A 16,580-nucleotide genomic window follows, 5' to 3' on the forward strand; every position below is an offset into this window, starting at 1 on the left:
GACTCGGGGGCCTGGTTCGGCCGACTCCGGGACCGGTTCGGCCGACTCCGGGGCCTGGTTCGGCCGACTCCGGGACCGGTTCGGCCGACTCGCACCGGAACGCGCCGGAGGGCGGGGGCGTCGGCCCTTGGACCGTCCGTCCCCGCCCTCCCGGGTCTCCGATCAGCCGCGCGAGGCGCTGCGCACCGCCCCCACACTCGCGATCACCACGAGCCCGATGGCGACGATCTCCGCCCAGCCCAGCGCCTGGTCCAGGACCAGGAAGCCCGCGGTGGCTGCGGCGGCCGGCTCCAGGCTCATCATCACGGCGAAGCCGGAGGCCGGCAGCTTGCGCAGGGCGAGCAGTTCCAGCGTGTAGGGCAGCACCGACGACATCAGGGCGACGGCCGCGCCCAGCCCGATGGTGACCGGATTGAGCAGCGCGGCCCCGGCGCCCGCGATGCCGAGCGGCAGGCTCAGCACCGCAGCGACGGTCATCGCCAGTGCCAGCCCGTCGGCCTGCGGGAAGCGCTGCCCGGTACGCGCCGACAGCAGGATGTACGCGGCCCACAGCCCACCGGCCGCCAGCGCGTACCCGGCACCTGCCACGTTCAGCCCGTCGAAGCCCTCGCGCCCCAGCAGCACCACGCCGCCCAGCGCCAGCGACGCCCACACCAGACTCAGCAGCCGCCGTGAGGTGGCCACCGACAGGATCAGCGGGCCCAGGAACTCCAGGGTGACCGCCGCGCCCAGCGGGATCCGGTCGATCGCCTGGTAGAAGAGCGAGTTCATGCCGACGAGTGCGACGCCGAAGGCGAGCACCGTGGCCCAGTCGCCGCGCGAGTGGCCACGCAGCCGGGGACGGCAGGCGATCAGCAGCACCAGCGAGGCGACGACAAGACGCAGGGTGACCACCCCCAGCGCCCCGGCCCGCGGGAAGAGCAGCACCGCAACCGACGAACCGAACTGCAACGAGACGATCCCGCCGATCACCAGCGCCACCGACCCGAACCTGCCACGCCCACCACCGGCTGCGGCGCCCGCCGCCGCCTCGGCCGTCATCACCTCGGGCGAGGCGGGCACCGGATGCGGCAGGCCCTCCGGCGCCGGGCCGCTGCGGGCCGCCGAAGCGGTGGATCCGGAAGCGGTGGAAACGGATGCGGATGAGGGCGGGAGGGCGCCGTCGGATTCGAGCGGTGAGGGATTCACCCCACCCACGCTACGGGCCGCCATCCGGTCCGTGAAATGGGGTTTTTCCTGCCTGGACCAGGAGCTAGGCGCCCGCCTGTCCGACGCCCCACCGGTACCCGCCGTACTCGCCTGACGCGACGGCCCCGGCCACCGCGACTGCCCGACCTGCTCCGGCTGGCGCGTGAGGTGATCGGGGAGGAGAGGCGAGGTGGCGCGGCCGACTACGGCTCGGGGCCAGCGAGCTGTGGAGCCCGCGGCCTCCGGAGCCGTAGATGTATCGGCACCGGGGGGCGTGGGGGGAGAGGGCGTCCCCGCGTTCGCGGGGCCCACGCCGTATCCCTGGGCGTGTGGGCCTGGGGCCACGGACCATCCCCGCATCCGCGGGGCCCATTTCACCGGCACCATGGTCGGCGTCTTCTTCGCGGGACCATCCCCGCACTCGCGGGGCCCATCAGGCTGATGTCGTGCAGCGCGTTGGCGGCACGGGACCATCCCCGCACTCGCGGGGCCCACACTCCCTGACCTGTGACTTTACTCGCGCCCCACGTCATTTTCCTCCAGTTGCGGCGCGGCTTCCCCCTCCCCCAACCCTCCGCCAGCACCTCCGCAAGATGGCGGGCCCGGCGCCCCGTGAGCTGGTCGAGCTGGGTGCGGCAGGAGAAGTCGTCGGCGAGGAGTTCGGCATGGGCGGTGGCCGCTTCCGGCCGTAGGGGCGCTGACGGGACTTGCCGCACTGCTGCTGACCGCGTACGAGATCACTGCGCGGTCAGCAGGTAACAGCGAGCCCGCCAATTCCGGTGGGCCCGCCGCTATCACTGCTGGAAAGCGCCGATCTTGTCCAGAGCGAGGTGCCAGGGGAAGGGGCGCTTCTCCCTGGGTTGGTTGGGCTCAAAGCCTCCAGGCCCGTACAGCACGCTCACCCCGGCGCCTCGCAGTGTCGCGATGGACCGGTCGAACTGTGGGCGCTGCACGTAGGCCGCATTGACGCACGGCATCGCCGTCGTAGGAATGCCCTTGCCAATCGCCTCGGCCGCCACCCCGACGACGAAATGGTGCGTGAGGCCAAGAGCCCAGCTGTTCATTGAATTGAAGGTGACGGGCGCGAACAGAATGCCGTCGGCCGGCGGCCAAACGTCGCCGGAGCCAGGGGCCTTGTACTCGGAGCGCACGGGATGACCGGTCAGCTCTTCAAGGGATTCGATGTCATCGGCGAGCCATTGCGCGGCCATGGGGGTCAACCCCACGCACACATCGATCTCCTGCTCCTGGAGGCGGCGCACGACGTCCGGAAGGCCGTGGACCGGCGGGGCAGCGGACCCGAACAGATACAGCACCTGCGTCATGCGGCCATCACAGCACACGCAACTGCCCCCGATCCGGGTCGGATCGGGGGCAGAGGCACTGCACCCGCCTGCGTCGCGCGGGTATGTTCCAAGGGCTGCAAGGAACGGAGACCGTTATGCCGTCTCCAGGCGAAGATCACGTGCGCGCTCGCATTCGGCGCGAGCGGAAACGCGCCCACCTCACACAGCGCGGGCCGGCGGCCCGGATCCCCTTACTCGTACCGTTCGCCGAATCGGGTCAAGTGCGGCGCTGGGACGGCAAGTGACGAATTTCTGGCCGCTGTTGCCAGCTACCACCGGCCGGGTTTACGTGGTCATCCACCGGATCCCGATGCGCGGCACGACGCATAGGGTGCCCACATGATTCGTGCGGTAGCCCTCGATGTCGGAGAGACCTTGATCCGCGATGACCGCATCTGGGGGGCGTGGGCCGACTGGCTCAACGTCAGCCGCCACACGCTGTCCGCCCTCGTCGGGGCGGTGGTCGCGCAGGGGCGGGACAACGCCGACGCGGTGCGTCTCATCCGGCCCGGTATCGACATCGAGGCCGAACGCGCCGCGATGGAGCAGGCCGGTTACGGCGAGGCTCTGGACGAGTCAGACCTCTACCCTGACGTGCGCCCGGCGCTTGCCGCGCTCCAGGGCGCCGGGGTGCGCGTCATCGTCGCCGGAAACCAGTCCGCCCGCGCGGGCGGTCTGCTGCGTGCACTGAGCCTCCCTGTGGACGCGGTGGCCACGTCCGGAGAGTGGAGGGTGGCCAAGCCGGACCCCAAGTTCTTCGCCCGCGCCGTCGAGCTGGCCGGTGTTCCCGCCGGCGAGGTGCTGTATGTCGGCGATCACCCGCAGAACGACATCGCGCCCGCGCGCGAGGCCGGCCTCCGCACCGCACACCTCAGGCGCGGGCCGCTCGGGCACCTCTGGGCGGATACCGCTGAGGCGCAGGCCGCGGACTGGCGGCTGGACGGTCTGGCAGAGCTGGTGGACGTGGTCCGGCTTCAGTGAGCGTCAACTGGGCGTCCCCGCCTGCGCGATGCTTCAGATCCGCCTGACCCAGGCTGATCCCGCCCGCGTTGCTGCTGACCGCGTACGAGATCGCTGCACGCTGACGGTCACACGCGAAGCTGGCCCCCACGGGGATACGTGGGGGCCGTTCGCTGTACCGGCAGGCAAGGCTGCGGAGTACCGTTCTGGTGTCGAGTCAGAACGGAGTCCAGTATGCCTGCCATCCCGTCTGAGCACACCGGCGCGCGCGTAGCGCGCCTCCGCAGTATCCACCATCTGACGCAAACCGGCCTCGCCCAGCGCGCCAACGTATCGACCTCGCTCGTGAGCAAGGTCGAGCAGGGAAAGGCGCCCGCGAGTCCGGCGTTCATCGGAGCAGTCGCCCGAGCCATGGGCCTCTCGACGGCTGACATCACCGGGCAGCCGTACATAGAGGAACTGCGCGCCGACCAGATCGACACCCTCATTCAGCCGATCCGGGAAGCGCTGGACATCTACGACCTCGGCGCCGACCCGGAGGTCCGGCCTCGACCCCAACTCGCCCTGGAAGCAGCCGCAGACCAGCTGTGCGCGACGGTCCGCGACACGAACATCAAGGCCGCGGCGACCGAGTTGCCCGCGCTTCTCCACGAGGCCACGACAGCCGCGTATCTGGAGTCGTCGACCGAAATATGGCGCACGTTGGCGTCTCTGTACCGCACGGCGTACGACATCGCCACGAAACTCGGGTATGCCGACCTCGCCACGCTGGCCCTGGACCGGCTGGATTGGGCCGCGGTCCGCGCCTCGGACCCGGTTTTGGGGACGCTCCGCCAATACCTGCGGGGGTTGGCCTACCTGCGGGCCGCGCAGTACACCACCGGCAAACGACTGGTCGGCATGGGGTTGCGGACGGTGGAGCAGGCGGATGCAGGGCTCCTGCGGGACGTGGTGACCGGCCAACTGCACTTGGGTGCGGCGATCCTCGCGGCCAGGGACAAGCGGGAGCACGACGTCACGGGACACCTCGCTGAGGCGCAACGCATCGCGGATCGCACAGGCCCCGCTGAGAAAGAGCTGTGGGTGAGCTTCGGACCGGCGAACGTTGCTCTTCACCGTGTGGCGGCGCTGGCCGAGCTGGACCAGTATGCCGAGGCGGTGCGGGCAGCCCGCGGCGTCGATCTCAGCACATTGCCACCGTCACGTGTCGGCCACCACCACGCCGACGTAGCTCGGGCCGAGATGTGGTCCGGCCGGCCAGAGGATGCGTATGCGTCGTTGCGGCGGGCCCGCAGCGTGGCGCCACAGCAAACTCGGTACAGCCCTGTTGTGCGACAGACCATGGAGGATCTGACATCGCACTACCGGTCGGTACCTGACAGCTTCTCGAACTTCGCTCACTGGATCGGCATGTAGATACGCCCTGTAAGCCGTTGGCCCCAACTATCAACCATCTTTGATAGTTGGGGCCTTTGCCTGTCGCCACTCTGAGGGTGTGAGGTACGCCACCACCACCGGGGAGCCGATGATGCAGACGCATCCACCAGAGCCCGAGTCGCTACAAATCGAGTCCTACCCGGTCGACGCGGAGACCATCACCGCGACGATCGACGAGGCCCGCGCACTCCGTGGACTGGCAGCAAAGGCCGGCGACCTGGACATCGTTGCGACGACGCTGCGCGGGCACATCGCCCTCCTCCTCCCAGAGATCCGTGGCGTTGTCGACCGCCTCTGGCACGGGAGTATCGAGACACACCGTCTGACGGCCCGCCTGGACGGCATCGAGAACCAGGCCAAACAAGCCCCAAGGCCCGGCACGCTGGCCGCACATGTCCAGGTGCAGCAGCTCGCCCGCGACTGCCAGTGGCTGCTGGCCCGGCACACGGGCGGTGTCGCATGACGGCCCCTCCGCGCGTCTACGTCTACGACCGGACCGCCGCCTACCACTCCCGACGGCTGCTGGACCAGCGCCTGTTGGGCTGCCGGAACACCGCCGAGCGCTACGAGTGGGAGGTCGTCGGCGTCTGGATGGACCTCGGCCTCGACGCAATGACCGAACTCCCCTCCGAACGACCCGAGTTCATGCGACTTGTCCGGCAGATGACCGCCGATGGGCACGTGTTCGGGCGGCCGGTGATGTGCCTGGTGCACAACTGGGACCGCCTCACCACGGACAACTCGATCAGGCCGGCCTTCCAGCGGCACGTCCTCGGCGCAGGCGGTCACACCACCACCACGTTCGACGAGTCGGACGCACGCGCCCGGGACACGTTCGTGGGGAAGCGCCTTGCCTGACCGCAACTCTCCGCTCTGTCAGACCTGCGGCACCGACGAAAGCACCTACCAATTCCCCGAGCGGGGCGACTTCCCGGCCCGGTGCCTGTGCCTGCCCTGCGCCTTGCGGAGCGCGGACCCCCACATCCCCGAGGACGTCGTGGCCGGCGCCGTCGCCTGGGTCCACGAAGCGGCAGCCGAAGCCACCGGCCGCTGCGACACCTGCGGCACCACCGAAGGCGTCACCGAGACCTACCAGCACTCCGCCTCCGGCCCCGGCTGGGACCTCATGCTCTGCACGAACTGCGAAATCACCCCACAACGGATGTTGCGGGACAGGACCGTCGAGACGCACCCCCGCGCCAACCGCGCCCACGCCTTCCGCGTGGGCAACCGCCCGACCAGCGCCGAAGGGACCACACCGTGACCTGTTGCCGATGCCAGAAGGCAATCCGGGCCTCTGAGCGGTACCGCGAAATCGTCCACGACCGGCCGACGGGGGGCGCCCTGGTCCAGTACGCCCATGAGCGGTACTGCAAGCCGACGGCAATGCAGAAGAGGTCGCCATTCGACGAAAGGGGGCCCCTGCCCCGGGAGTTGTAGCACCGCTCGGTCCGAGAGCCCGCAGCTCCGCCCCTCTGGCTGCCGCCCCGCGCCCGATGACGGCTCCCTTCGGGCGCGGGGGCGGCGCCGTCAAACTCACGTGACGCTGCCGCGGCGGCCTTTCTTCCGAGGCTGCTACGTCCCGGCACCTGGGGGCATCCCCGCGTCCGCGGGGCCCACTACAGCGCCACCGAGTCCTCGGCCTCGGTCAGCGGACCATCCCCGCACCCGCGAGGCCCACACTCCCCGACCTGCAACCCTACTCGCGCCCCACATCATTCCCCTCCAGTTACGGCACGGCTCCCCCCTCCCCCAACCCCTCAGCCAACACCTCCGCCAAATGCCGCCCCCGCCGCCCCATGAGCTGTTCGAGCTGTGTACGGCAGGAGAAGCCGTCGGCGAGGAGTTCGGCGTTGGCGGGGGCTTGGCGGACGGCGGGGAGGAGGCGGTCTTCGGCGCAGGCCACCGAGACGTCGTAATGGCCGCGTTCGAAGCCGAAGTTGCCTGCCAGGCCGCAGCAGCCGCCGGTCAACTCGCCGTCCAGGCCCGCGCGTTCGCGCAGTCGTCGTTCGGCCGCTTCGCCGAGTACCGCGTGCTGGTGGCAGTGCGTCTGGCCGACGGCCGGGCGGTCGATGCGCGGTGGCTGCCAGTCGGGGGCCAGCTCCTCCAGGGCCTGGGCGAAGGTGCGGACGGAGCGGGCGACGCGGGCGGCTCTGGGGTCGTCGGCGAGGAGTTCTGGCAGGTCGGTGCGGAGTGCGGCGGCGCAGCTCGGTTCGAGTACGACGAGCGGGCGGCCGTCGGCGAGCAGCGGGTCGAGTACGTCGAGGGTGCGCCGCATGACGGTGCGCGCCTGGTCGAGCTGGCCGGTGGAGACGTAGGTGAGGCCGCAGCAGAGCGGGGAGCGGCGGCGGGGCAGGGGGAGGGGGCGTGCGCCTTCGGCGCGTGGGGGTGTGGTGGGCGGCAGCAGGGGGCGCAGTCCGGCCGCTTCCAGGACGCGGACCGCGGCCCGGCCGACTTCCGGGGAGAGGTAGGTGGTGAAGGTGTCCGCCCAGAGGAGCACCGTACGGGCCGGGGTCGCACCGCTTGTGCCCTCCCCCGAGGTCGCACCGCTTGTGCCCTCCCCCGAGGTCGCACCGCTTGTGCCCTGCTCCCCCGCTCCCGCCCGCCTGCGCCGCTGCCACCAGCGGGTGAAGGGGTCGGTGGCGAGTGCGGGGATCGGGCGTTCGGCGGCGATGCCGGCCAGGCGTTTGGCGGGGGCGGCCAGTGGTGTGCGGGCCAGGGCGTTGAGCACGGGTGCCGCGGGCGCCGCGGCGTGCAGCCACTGCGGCAGCCTGCCCATCGCGTAGTGCGCGGCGGGCCGCAGCCTGCCCTCGTAGTGGTGGTGCAGGAACTCCGCCTTGTAGGTGGCCATGTCCACCCCGACCGGGCAGTCGCTGCGGCAGCCCTTGCAGGACAGGCACAGGTCGAGCGCGTCGCGCACCTCTTCCGAGCGCCAGCCGTCGGTCACCACCTCGCCCGCCAGCATCTCGTGCAGCAGCCGGGCCCGGCCGCGGGTGGAGTGCGTCTCCTCGCCGGTCGCGCGGAAGGAGGGGCACATGACGTCGGACGCGCCGGAATGGGCGGATGTGGTGCGGCACTTGGCGACGCCGACGCAGCGGCGCACGGCGGCCGAGAAGTCGCCGTCGTCGTGCGGGTAGCCGAACTCGACGGGGACCGGGCGGCGGGGCAGTACGTCGAAGCGGAGGTTGTCGTCCAGGCGTGCGGGCCGTACCAGCATGCCGGGGTTGAGGCCCGCCGACGGATCCCAGAGCGTCTTGAACTTGCCGAAGACACCGACGAGTTCGTCGCCGTACATCTTCGGCAGGAGTTCGGCGCGGGCCTGCCCGTCGCCGTGCTCGCCGGAGAGCGAGCCGCCGTGGGCGACGACCAGTTCCCCCAGGTCGTAGGAGAAGGCGCGGAACTGCCTGATGCCGGTGTGGCTCAGCAGGTCGAAGTCGATCCGTACGTGGATGCAGCCGTCGCCGAAGTGGCCGTAGGGCGTGCCGCGCAGGCCGTGCTGGGCGAGCAGGGCCCGGAAGTCGCGCAGGTACGGGCCGAGTCTGGCGGGCGGCACCGCGCAGTCCTCCCAGCCCGGCCATGCCTCGCTGCCGTCCGGCATCCTGGTCGCGGTGCCGGACGCGTCCTCGCGCACCCGCCACAGGGCCCGCTGCCCGGCAGGTTCGGCGACCACGGTGTGATCGGTCAGTCCTTCGGCCGCCGCCCGGCACAGCGCTTCGGCCCGCGCCACCGCTTCGGCGCGGCTCGCGCCGCCCATTTCGACGAACAGCCAGGCGCCGCCCTTGGGCAGCCCCGCCGCGTCGCCCACCAGGTCGGCCGCCATGCCTTCGACGGTCAGCGGTCCGTGCGGCAGCAGCGTGTGCGCGGCCTCGGCCGCCGCGCTCTCGTCGGGGTAGCCGAGCACCGCGAGCGCCCGCGCGGCCGGGGGTTCCACCAGCCGTACGGTCGCCTCGGTCAGCACCCCGAGGGTGCCTTCGCTGCCGGTGAGCGCCCGCGCCAGGTCGGTGCCGCGTTCGGGGAGCAGCGCGTCCAGCGCATAGCCGGAGATCCGCCGCGGCAGGTCGGGGTAGCCGGTGCGCAGCAGTGCCAACTCCTCGGCCACCAGGGCCCGCACGCCGTCCCGAAGGCGCGGCGGCAGTCCGGTGGGCGCACCACCGGCGTCCGTGCCGCGCCCGGCCCGCACCTCTTCCCCCGCGTACGTCAGCAGCTTCAGCGCCTCGACGCTGTCGGCGGTGGTGCCCCAGGCGACGGAGTGCGAGCCGCAGGAGTTGTTGCCGATCATGCCGCCGATGGTGCAGCGGCTGTGGGTGGACGGGTCGGGCCCGAAGGTCAGGCCGTGCCGCCCGGCCGCCGCCCGCAGGTCGTCGAGCACCACGCCGGGCTGCACGACGGCCGTCCGCGCCTCGGGGTCGAGCGACACGATGCGCCGCAGGTGCCGGGTGAAGTCCAGCACCACGCCGACGCCGGTCGCCTGCCCCGCGATGCTCGTCCCGCCGCCGCGCGGCACCACCGGCACGCCGTGCGCCCGGCACACCCGCAGCGCCGCCGCGACGTCATCGGCGTCCCGCGGCGCGACCACCGCCTCCGGCACCCGCCGGTAGTTCGACGCGTCCATCGTCATCAGCGCCCGGTCGGCCGCGGCGAAGGAGACCTCCCCCCGCACCGCCGCCGCCAACTCCTTCTCCAGTTCCCGCCTCTGCGACTCCGTACGATCAGCCATGCCCCCAGCCTGCCCACTGAGCGGCCTTCTTGGCGCCACGGCGTGCCCGGTTTCCGGATCGGGGCCGGGCGGCGGCGTACGGGTGGCAGCGGAAGAGGTCCGATGGATCGTGGGCGGTCTTGACGGCGGGCGCCACGCGAAGGGCCCGCCCCTCCCCCGGACCGATCCATCTCATCCGCTGGACGCGCCGCAGGAGGCCGGGACGGGACGGATTAGGCTGCGTCCGTGGCTGATATCCAGATTCCCGCTGACATCAAGCCCGCCGACGGACGCTTCGGCGCGGGCCCCTCGAAGGTGCGTACGGAGGCGCTGGCCGCGCTGGCCGCCACCGGAACCTCCCTGCTCGGCACCTCCCACCGCCAGGCCCCGGTCAAGGACCTGGTCGGCAAGGTGCGCGACGGCGTACGCGACCTCTTCCAGCTGCCCGACGGCTACGAAGTCGTCCTCGGCAACGGCGGCTCCACCGCCTTCTGGGACATCGCGACGCACGGCCTGATCGAGAACAAGTCCCAGCACCTCTCGTTCGGCGAGTTCTCCTCCAAGTTCGCCAAGGCGGCCAAGCTCGCGCCCTGGCTGGCCGACCCGACCGTCATCTCCGCCGACCCGGGCTCGCACCCGGAGCCGCAGGCCGAGGCGGGGGTGGACGTCTACGCGTTCACCCACAACGAGACCTCGACGGGTGTCGCCGCCCCGATCCGCCGTGTCGCGGGCGCCGACGAGGGCGCGCTGGTCCTGGTCGACGCCACGTCCGGCGCCGGCGGCCTGCCCGTCGACATCGCGGAGACCGATGTCTACTACTTCGCCCCGCAGAAGTGCTTCGCCTCCGACGGCGGCCTGTGGATCGCGGCGTTCTCCCCGGCGGCCCTGGAGCGCGCCCGCGCCGTGCACGCCTCCGGCCGGCACGTCCCGGAGTTCTTCTCGCTGCCCACCGCGATCGACAACTCCCTGAAGAACCAGACGTACAACACCCCGGCGCTGTCCACCCTCTTCCTCCTCAACGAGCAGCTGGAGTGGATCAACGGCCAGGGCGGCCTCGACTGGTCGGTGGGCCGCACCGCCGCCTCGTCGCGCACCCTCTACGGCTGGGCCGACGGCTCCAAGTACGCCACCCCGTTCGTCACCGACCCGGCGAAGCGCTCGCAGGTCATCGGCACCATCGACTTCACCGACGAGGTGGACGCGGCGGCGGTCGCCAAGGCCCTGCGCGCCAACGGCATCGTCGACACCGAGCCCTACCGCAAGCTCGGCCGCAACCAGCTGCGGGTCGCGATGTTCCCGGCCGTCGACCCGGCCGACGTCGAGGCCCTGACGGCCTGCATCGACCACGTCATCGAGCAGCTGTAACACCCGGCACTCCGGCACCGGTAACCCCGCAGGGCCCCGGCGAGCGCGTCACCGTACGCACCGCCGGGGCCCTGCGCCGTCCGTACACACCCACCGGGAGCCGCCCGCCACCGCCACCGCTACCGCCGCCCGAACGGACCCGCCACGGCAGGACGTACCGGCCGGGATATGCCTGTATGGGAGGTATGACCACTCCGACGGACCCCGACCTCGCCGCCTTCGTACGCCAGGCGACGGTCCTGCTCACCACGTTCAAGCGGGACGGCACGGGCGTCGGCACCCCGGTCAATCTGTCCGTCGACGGCGACCACGCCTACTTCCGCACCGCCGGTTCGACGTGGAAGGTCAAGCGGCTGCGGAACAACCCCGCCGCGGAGATCTGCGCCTCCACCCGGCGCGGTCGCCCGACAGGGCCGACGTACACCGCGCGGGTGCGGCTGATCGACCCGGCCACCCGGGAGTACCGGCGCGCCGAGCGCAGCCTGACCCGCAAGTACCCGTTGCTGCACGGCCTGTTGGTACCGCTCATGCACCGCGTCAAGCGGGAGCAGACCCTCCACTACGAGCTGCGCCTGACCGGCCTGAAGGAACCCCAGGACGAGCCGGGCGGCGGGCCGAGCGACCAGGACTCCGCCCGGTGGGACGACGAGGGCGGCGCGCTCTGACGACCGCACCGCCCTGCCCCGCGTGCCTCAGCTGCCGTCGCCCTCGGTGAGCGCGCCGACCAGGAACTCGTTGCCGCACACCCGCACACCGGATTCGGCGCGGGCGGTCATGGCCTCCTTCGAGCCGGGCGGGTACGCCTGCACCAGCGACGCGCTCTCCCAGCAGCCGCCGTCCTTCATGCCCTCGTTCACCGTGTGCAGATCCGCGTGCGCGGACGCGCCTGCGGCCAGGGTGACGGCCTGCCCCGCGGCGCCTTCGCGGGCGGCGGGCTTGCCGATGGCCTGGCCGTCCTTGGCGAGCAGGGCGACGCCGGGGAAGCCGCGCAGGGTGCAGCTCTGCTTGCCGGTGTTGGTGAAGTTCAGCGCGTAGTGGATGTTCCCTGCGCCCGCGTCCGCCCGGCCGAGCGCCATCCGCAGCGCGGTGGCCGTGCAGCGCCCCGACGAGTCGTCCTGCGACGCGGCACTCCGGGCCGCCACCGAGCCATCGGACGACGAGGCCGCGTCGCCGGACTTCCCGTCGTCGGCCGCCCCCTGGCCGCCCGTGTTCTGGCCGCCGGACGTGTCGGACGCCGCCGCGCTCGACGACGACGAGGCGCCCTGGGTGTCCGAGCCACCGATGTCACAGGCGGTGAGGCCGAGGCCGGCAGCGGCGGCGAGCGTGAGGGCGGCGGTGGTACGGACCGGGCGGAGGAAGGTGCGGGTACGGTGCGACATGGTTCAGCAGTTCCTTATCCGTGGGGGGCGGCCTGCGGGCGCCGTAGCTGTGGGGGCGGGCATTCATCACAGTGCCCATCCCCGCTGGCGTCCCACTAACAGCGCGCTAACACCCGGCTGCGCGGCATCCCGTCCCTCCAGCGGCGCTCCGCCCGCCCCCTCACCTCCGCCGGAACAGCCGCCGCAGCCCGACGACCACGACCGTGGCCAGCACGAACACCAGCCCGGCCTTGACCACACCGGGGCTCAACGACGCATCGTCCCCCGCACCCGTCTTCCCGCTGTCCTTCCCGCCGCCCGCGTCGTCCCCGGCCGCCGATTCCGGAAGCTGCTCACCGCTCAGCCCCACCGGCTGCACCTCGCTCCCGTTCCCCTCGGAGCCGAACATCAGCGTGCGCCCGTCCGGGGTGAAGGTCACCGACTCCCCCTGCTGCTGGATCGGTACGCCGACGCTGCCGATGTCCTTGGGACGGCCGTCCTGCCAGCGGTAGATGCGGGCACCGAAGTAGCTGCGCATCACCAGCCGGCTGCCGTCGGGCGAGAACGCACCGTCGGTCACCCACAAATCAATCGGCGCGACCTTGCGGAAGACGTTCGTACCGGACGTGCTCAGCCGCTCAGGACCGGCGTAGAGGGCGCCCCCGCCCCCCTGCTTCTTGCTCGCGATATAGACCCGGCCGGTCTTCGGGTGCACCATCAGCGCCTCCGCGTCCCGCGGCCCGTCGGCGTACTTCACGTCGAACTGCGCGGCGGTGACGGTGGCGTCCCGCAGTTCCTTGGGCTCGGGGAACCGGTAGATCCAGACGTGATCCCACTTCCCGCCGAGGTTGTCGCCGATGTCCCCGACGTAGATGTTGCCGTCAGGACCGACGGATATCGCCTCGACGTCCCGCGGGTCACCGATGCCGCGCATCGTGATCCTGGCGACCGTGCGCCCGGTCTTCGCGTCGACGCCGTAGACATACGGTCCGTCGTCGCTGTCGTTGTGGGTCCAGTAGACCCCCGGGTGCGCACGGCTGGCGGCCAGCCCGCTGGACTCCGTGATCCGGCTGTCGCCGATGGTGAACTTGTCCGGCTCGTCGGCGACCGCCGGTGTGACGGCCACACTCATCAGAACCCCCGCGGCACCGGCCGCGCACAGTAGCGAACGCATGGGCCAAGAGTGCCAGCGGCGGCCGGGGGGCGCGAACGTGGGCGGGGCGGGCGCTGGGGTGGACCTTGATCACGCCCGTGATTCGGCGTCTCCGCCCGGCCCCGGCTCCCGACGGCGAGCCTCCCGCCCCCTCAGCCCAGAAACTTCTCAATGGCTTCGAAGATGTCCGCGTCCGTTTCCCGTTGCCAGGACGGCAGTTCCGGCCAGTCGGCGACGTATCCGGGCTTCGGGTCACCGAAGTGCTTGAACATCTGGGCCGTCCAGCACGTCGCGACAAAGCGCCCCTTCTGCTCACGGGACAACCGCGAGGCATGGCCGTCACTCAGCTCGACGAACTGGGCCACCTGCTCATACACGGCACCTGCGGCCTGCCGCTCCCAATCCGGGGTTTCCTCCCAAGGCGTCACGTAACCGCTCTTCGGCTCACCCGGGAAGTGCGCCCGTACACCGGCAATCCACGTCTCACGAAACAGTCGCGCGCCTTCGTGCTGCGGCATGTCTACCCCTCTCGTCACGTCATTCTCAGTGCGCTGATCTCCGCGCGGCGAAATACCCCGGGAATTCCGTCGCCTGCTCAGGCTTCGATCTCCCCCATGAGCATCCTCAGCGTGAGCGAGTGCTTCTCCGGCGGAAGCGCCTTCATCGCCGCACGGCCGTACGCGACTCCCCCCGCCTTGTCACCGGACCGGGCGAGCATGAGCCCCCTGTGCATTTCCAGGTGCGTGCGGAAGCGCGGCAACTCCGGGGGCACTTCACGGGCCGCCGCGTCCTGTGCTTCCACCGCAGTCTTCTCATCACCGAGCCGCGCGGCCAGTAACGAGGTGAAGACCGACATCCGCCAGTACGGCACGGCATAGTCGGAGGTCTGCTCGTAGGACGCGGCCGTGTCGAAGACCCGCCGGCCGTCGTCCAAAAGCCGCCGCGCAGTGACGTCCTCTCCCCGGATCGCCGCCGCATGAGCCTTCCCCATGATGGCGTTGAGCAGGCCGAGGGACGGTTTACCGCTGATGGCCATGGCCTGGTCGCCGAACATGTCGGCCACCCCCAGCGAGGCCCCCTCGTAGCCAAGAGCGATGGCGGCTCGCCCTCGTACCCAGACCCGCGCGTCGTCATCGCCGGACCGGTCCGCCGCCTGTGCCGCCATCCGGTACCAGTTGACGGCCTTCGAGCCGTCGCTTCCGGGAAAGGTCTTCGCATACAACGTCATCAACCGCGAGGCGACGGACCACAGCCGCTTGTCATCCAACTGCTGCTGAACGACCACGAGTTCCCCGGCCACCCGTCGTTGAATGTCTCCGGCCCCCAGCGACATGTAGTCGGTGCCGTACGTCGCGAGCCTGCCCTCCCAGTCGTCCGCGCTGGGTCCTCCACCGAGGCGGGCAGCGAAGCCGGAGGTGAGGAGGTCGGATGCCACCACAGGCGCTATGGCCGTGGCAGCCGCGTTGAACAGAAAATTACGTCGATCCACTTCACCCTCAAGTACCGCTAGCGGAACGTCCAGCAGAGATGACAAGCACGCCAGGTAAAAACGGCTCGGTGTGCACTTCCCACTCTCCCAGCGCCGACTGATGTACTCGCGCGTCAGATTGGTGCCGTACCGCTCATTTATCTCGTCCGCCAACCTGCCTTGGCTCCATCCTCGCGCCTTCCGCAGGTCGTGAATCAAGTCCCCAATGGCCATGACCCCAGAGTGCCACTAGATGTGCCACTGGGGCGCTACAGCGCGTGCCTCGATAGTTACAGCATGGCCAGGTCGACCGCCCTCTCGCCCGGCGTCCACGACTTCGCGGCCTGTTGGAGCGTAGTCGGCCCATCCCCGAGATAGCCGACTGTTCCACCACTCCGGAGGGAAGAGCGCGTGCCCATGACAGCAACAAGATCAACGGCGATCGGAGTGCCGGGTTACAGCCAGACGTACCCTCGCGAGGCAGCGTCACCGAGTAGAGCCCGCCGATTGGCATCAACAGCCCTGCGCACGTGGGACCTTGAGCGCTTAACGGCCGACTCCGAACTGGTCGTAACCGAGCTGGTGAACAACGCCGTCCAACACGGCACCGGCCACTCCCTACGGGTCAGCATCAAACGGATCGCCGCACCGCGCGTACGCATCGCCGTGACGGACAGGTCGCTGCACCTGCCCGTCGTGCGGCACCCGGACGCCGAGGAGGCGGCAGGCCGAGGGCTGCTGCTGGTTGCCGCCCTGTCGGCTCGCTGGGGAACCGACATTCGAGGGTGGGGCAAGGTCGTATGGGCCGAACTGTGCCTGATGGAAGGCACGTTGTGAGCGACGAGCACTGCGACGGCTCTCCGGAACACTCGCGGCCGACGGCCCCCGGAGTCGGCGACGAAGTGGAGTACGCGCCCGGCCTCCTGGCCATCGTCACGGACATCCGCCGAGGTGTCCCCTACCTCCGGTCCGGCCCCCGCCAATGGCCCGTGCACGACCCGGCCGCACTGCGCGTGAAGCGGTCCCGTGAGCGGCGGATCTCGGAGGGGGACGTCTGGTGATCCACCCGCGCACCCCATCCCCCAGGAAGCAGAACCGGGCCATGCCCCTTCTCACCCCGGAGGAACTTGAGCGCGCGGCCACCGATCCCGCCTACGCCACCCGGCTCGTCCATCACCTCATCGCGACAGGCCGGATCACCCCCACCTGCGACGAACAGCCCTGCCTCACCCCGGAACAGGAGGACGCGGCACGTGTCGCCGTCGGCGGAGGACCGGAGGACAAGGACGACAAGGACGACAAGGGCGACGAGGAGGGCAAGGGGGGCGAGGAGTACGTGGGTGCGTCGCGCTGCGTCCTGTGGCCGCGCCATTCCCGATGGCACTACGCGGTCGTGCGCCACCTCGGCCCCGACACCCTGTGGGTCAAGTGGAACGGCCCGTTCAGCGAGCTGCTGGCCCTGCCCGACTGCGACGCCATCAACGCCGTCGGAGAGTGCTGCAACCACTTCCGACTGCATCCGGGCCCACACAACTTCCCCAGCGCCATGGCGTAGCCACCGCAACCCCAAGGCTTCCGCCCGGTTCCGGGCGGCCCGCACCGCCACCCC

17 protein-coding genes and 1 pseudogene are annotated in these 16,580 nt (G+C 70.9%); 10 read left to right on the forward strand and 8 right to left on the reverse strand.

Annotated features, from left to right (window positions below; all coding sequences use genetic code 11):
• Positions 1-162 precede the first annotated feature (162 nt).
• The 3 genes and pseudogenes from ACGFNI_RS28350 to ACGFNI_RS28360 form a co-directional block, all read right to left on the reverse strand.
• Positions 163-1,041, reverse strand: coding sequence for a DMT family transporter (locus tag ACGFNI_RS28350; protein WP_393687567.1), 879 nt, complete (start codon positions 1,039-1,041; stop codon positions 163-165).
• Between the two features lie 521 nt (positions 1,042-1,562).
• Positions 1,563-1,850: pseudogene (locus ACGFNI_RS28355) on the reverse strand (hypothetical protein); the annotation flags it as partial.
• Positions 1,851-1,982: 132 nt separating this feature from the next.
• Positions 1,983-2,513: a flavoprotein gene (locus ACGFNI_RS28360; RefSeq protein WP_393687510.1), complete on the reverse strand. Its 531-nt coding sequence runs from the start codon at positions 2,511-2,513 to the stop codon at positions 1,983-1,985.
• Between the two features lie 360 nt (positions 2,514-2,873).
• On the opposite strand from ACGFNI_RS28360, the gene ACGFNI_RS28365 reads away from it, so the two are divergent.
• The 5 genes from ACGFNI_RS28365 (at position 2,874) to ACGFNI_RS28385 (ending at position 6,195) form a co-directional block, all read left to right on the forward strand.
• Entirely contained in the window at positions 2,874-3,515 is a 642-nt protein-coding gene (locus ACGFNI_RS28365; RefSeq protein WP_393687511.1) for an HAD family hydrolase, read from the forward strand.
• Between the two features lie 213 nt (positions 3,516-3,728).
• Entirely contained in the window at positions 3,729-4,910 is a 1,182-nt protein-coding gene (locus tag ACGFNI_RS28370) for a helix-turn-helix domain-containing protein (protein WP_393687512.1), read from the forward strand.
• A gap of 79 nt (positions 4,911-4,989) precedes the next feature.
• Complete coding sequence (locus tag ACGFNI_RS28375) at positions 4,990-5,394, forward strand: DUF6415 family natural product biosynthesis protein (RefSeq protein ID WP_393687513.1); 405 nt, start codon at positions 4,990-4,992, stop codon at positions 5,392-5,394.
• A complete protein-coding gene (locus ACGFNI_RS28380; RefSeq protein ID WP_393687514.1) occupies positions 5,391-5,789 on the forward strand; it encodes a hypothetical protein in 399 nt (132 codons plus the stop codon). Before ACGFNI_RS28375 ends, ACGFNI_RS28380 begins: the two co-directional genes overlap by 4 nt.
• The gene (locus ACGFNI_RS28385) at positions 5,782-6,195 is read left to right on the forward strand and encodes a hypothetical protein (RefSeq protein WP_393687515.1); all 414 of its coding nucleotides are present in this window, start codon (positions 5,782-5,784) and stop codon (positions 6,193-6,195) included. The genes ACGFNI_RS28380 and ACGFNI_RS28385 overlap by 8 nt, the downstream gene beginning before the upstream one ends.
• A 465-nt stretch (positions 6,196-6,660) precedes the next feature.
• Here the strand turns inward: ACGFNI_RS28385 and ACGFNI_RS28390 are convergent, their stop codons facing one another.
• Entirely contained in the window at positions 6,661-9,648 is a 2,988-nt protein-coding gene (locus tag ACGFNI_RS28390; protein WP_393687516.1) for an FAD-binding and (Fe-S)-binding domain-containing protein, read from the reverse strand.
• 225 nt (positions 9,649-9,873) lie between these two features.
• Here ACGFNI_RS28390 and serC point away from each other — a divergent pair, with 225 nt between their 5' ends.
• Together serC and ACGFNI_RS28400 are read left to right on the forward strand one after the other, a co-directional pair.
• Positions 9,874-10,992: a phosphoserine transaminase gene (gene serC, locus ACGFNI_RS28395; protein ID WP_393687517.1), complete on the forward strand. Its 1,119-nt coding sequence runs from the start codon at positions 9,874-9,876 to the stop codon at positions 10,990-10,992.
• 185 nt (positions 10,993-11,177) lie between these two features.
• Positions 11,178-11,657, forward strand: a complete 480-nt coding sequence (locus ACGFNI_RS28400) for a PPOX class F420-dependent oxidoreductase (RefSeq protein ID WP_393687518.1) — start codon at positions 11,178-11,180, stop codon at positions 11,655-11,657.
• A gap of 27 nt (positions 11,658-11,684) precedes the next feature.
• On the opposite strand, the gene ACGFNI_RS28405 is transcribed toward ACGFNI_RS28400, so the two are convergent.
• The 4 genes from ACGFNI_RS28405 to ACGFNI_RS28420 all read right to left on the reverse strand — a co-directional run bounded on the left by ACGFNI_RS28405 (position 11,685) and on the right by ACGFNI_RS28420 (position 15,205).
• Complete coding sequence (locus ACGFNI_RS28405; protein ID WP_393687519.1) at positions 11,685-12,371, reverse strand: DUF4232 domain-containing protein; 687 nt, start codon at positions 12,369-12,371, stop codon at positions 11,685-11,687.
• 160 nt (positions 12,372-12,531) lie between these two features.
• Complete coding sequence (locus ACGFNI_RS28410) at positions 12,532-13,524, reverse strand: hypothetical protein (RefSeq protein ID WP_393687520.1); 993 nt, start codon at positions 13,522-13,524, stop codon at positions 12,532-12,534.
• 131 nt (positions 13,525-13,655) lie between these two features.
• Positions 13,656-14,021 carry a hypothetical protein gene (locus tag ACGFNI_RS28415; protein ID WP_393687521.1) on the reverse strand — a complete coding sequence of 122 codons (366 nt, stop codon included), beginning with the start codon at positions 14,019-14,021 and terminating at the stop codon, positions 13,656-13,658.
• 77 nt (positions 14,022-14,098) lie between these two features.
• A complete protein-coding gene (locus ACGFNI_RS28420; protein WP_393687522.1) occupies positions 14,099-15,205 on the reverse strand; it encodes a helix-turn-helix domain-containing protein in 1,107 nt (368 codons plus the stop codon).
• A 183-nt stretch (positions 15,206-15,388) separates the two neighbouring features.
• Here ACGFNI_RS28420 and ACGFNI_RS28425 point away from each other — a divergent pair, with 183 nt between their 5' ends.
• Genes ACGFNI_RS28425 through ACGFNI_RS28435 form a run of 3 tightly spaced genes read left to right on the forward strand, consistent with a single transcriptional unit; the run spans position 15,389 to position 16,526 of the window.
• The gene (locus ACGFNI_RS28425) at positions 15,389-15,808 is read left to right on the forward strand and encodes an ATP-binding protein (RefSeq protein ID WP_393687568.1); all 420 of its coding nucleotides are present in this window, start codon (positions 15,389-15,391) and stop codon (positions 15,806-15,808) included.
• Positions 15,805-16,032 (forward strand): hypothetical protein, encoded by a 228-nt coding sequence (locus ACGFNI_RS28430; RefSeq protein ID WP_393687523.1) that lies wholly within the window; start codon positions 15,805-15,807, stop codon positions 16,030-16,032. Before ACGFNI_RS28425 ends, ACGFNI_RS28430 begins: the two co-directional genes overlap by 4 nt.
• Before the next feature lie 41 nt (positions 16,033-16,073).
• The gene (locus tag ACGFNI_RS28435; protein ID WP_393687524.1) at positions 16,074-16,526 is read left to right on the forward strand and encodes a hypothetical protein; all 453 of its coding nucleotides are present in this window, start codon (positions 16,074-16,076) and stop codon (positions 16,524-16,526) included.
• Positions 16,527-16,580 lie beyond the last annotated feature (54 nt).

This window comes from Streptomyces sp. NPDC048644 (genome assembly GCF_043199105.1).
In the GTDB taxonomy this organism is placed as follows: Bacteria; Actinomycetota; Actinomycetes; order Streptomycetales; family Streptomycetaceae; genus Streptomyces.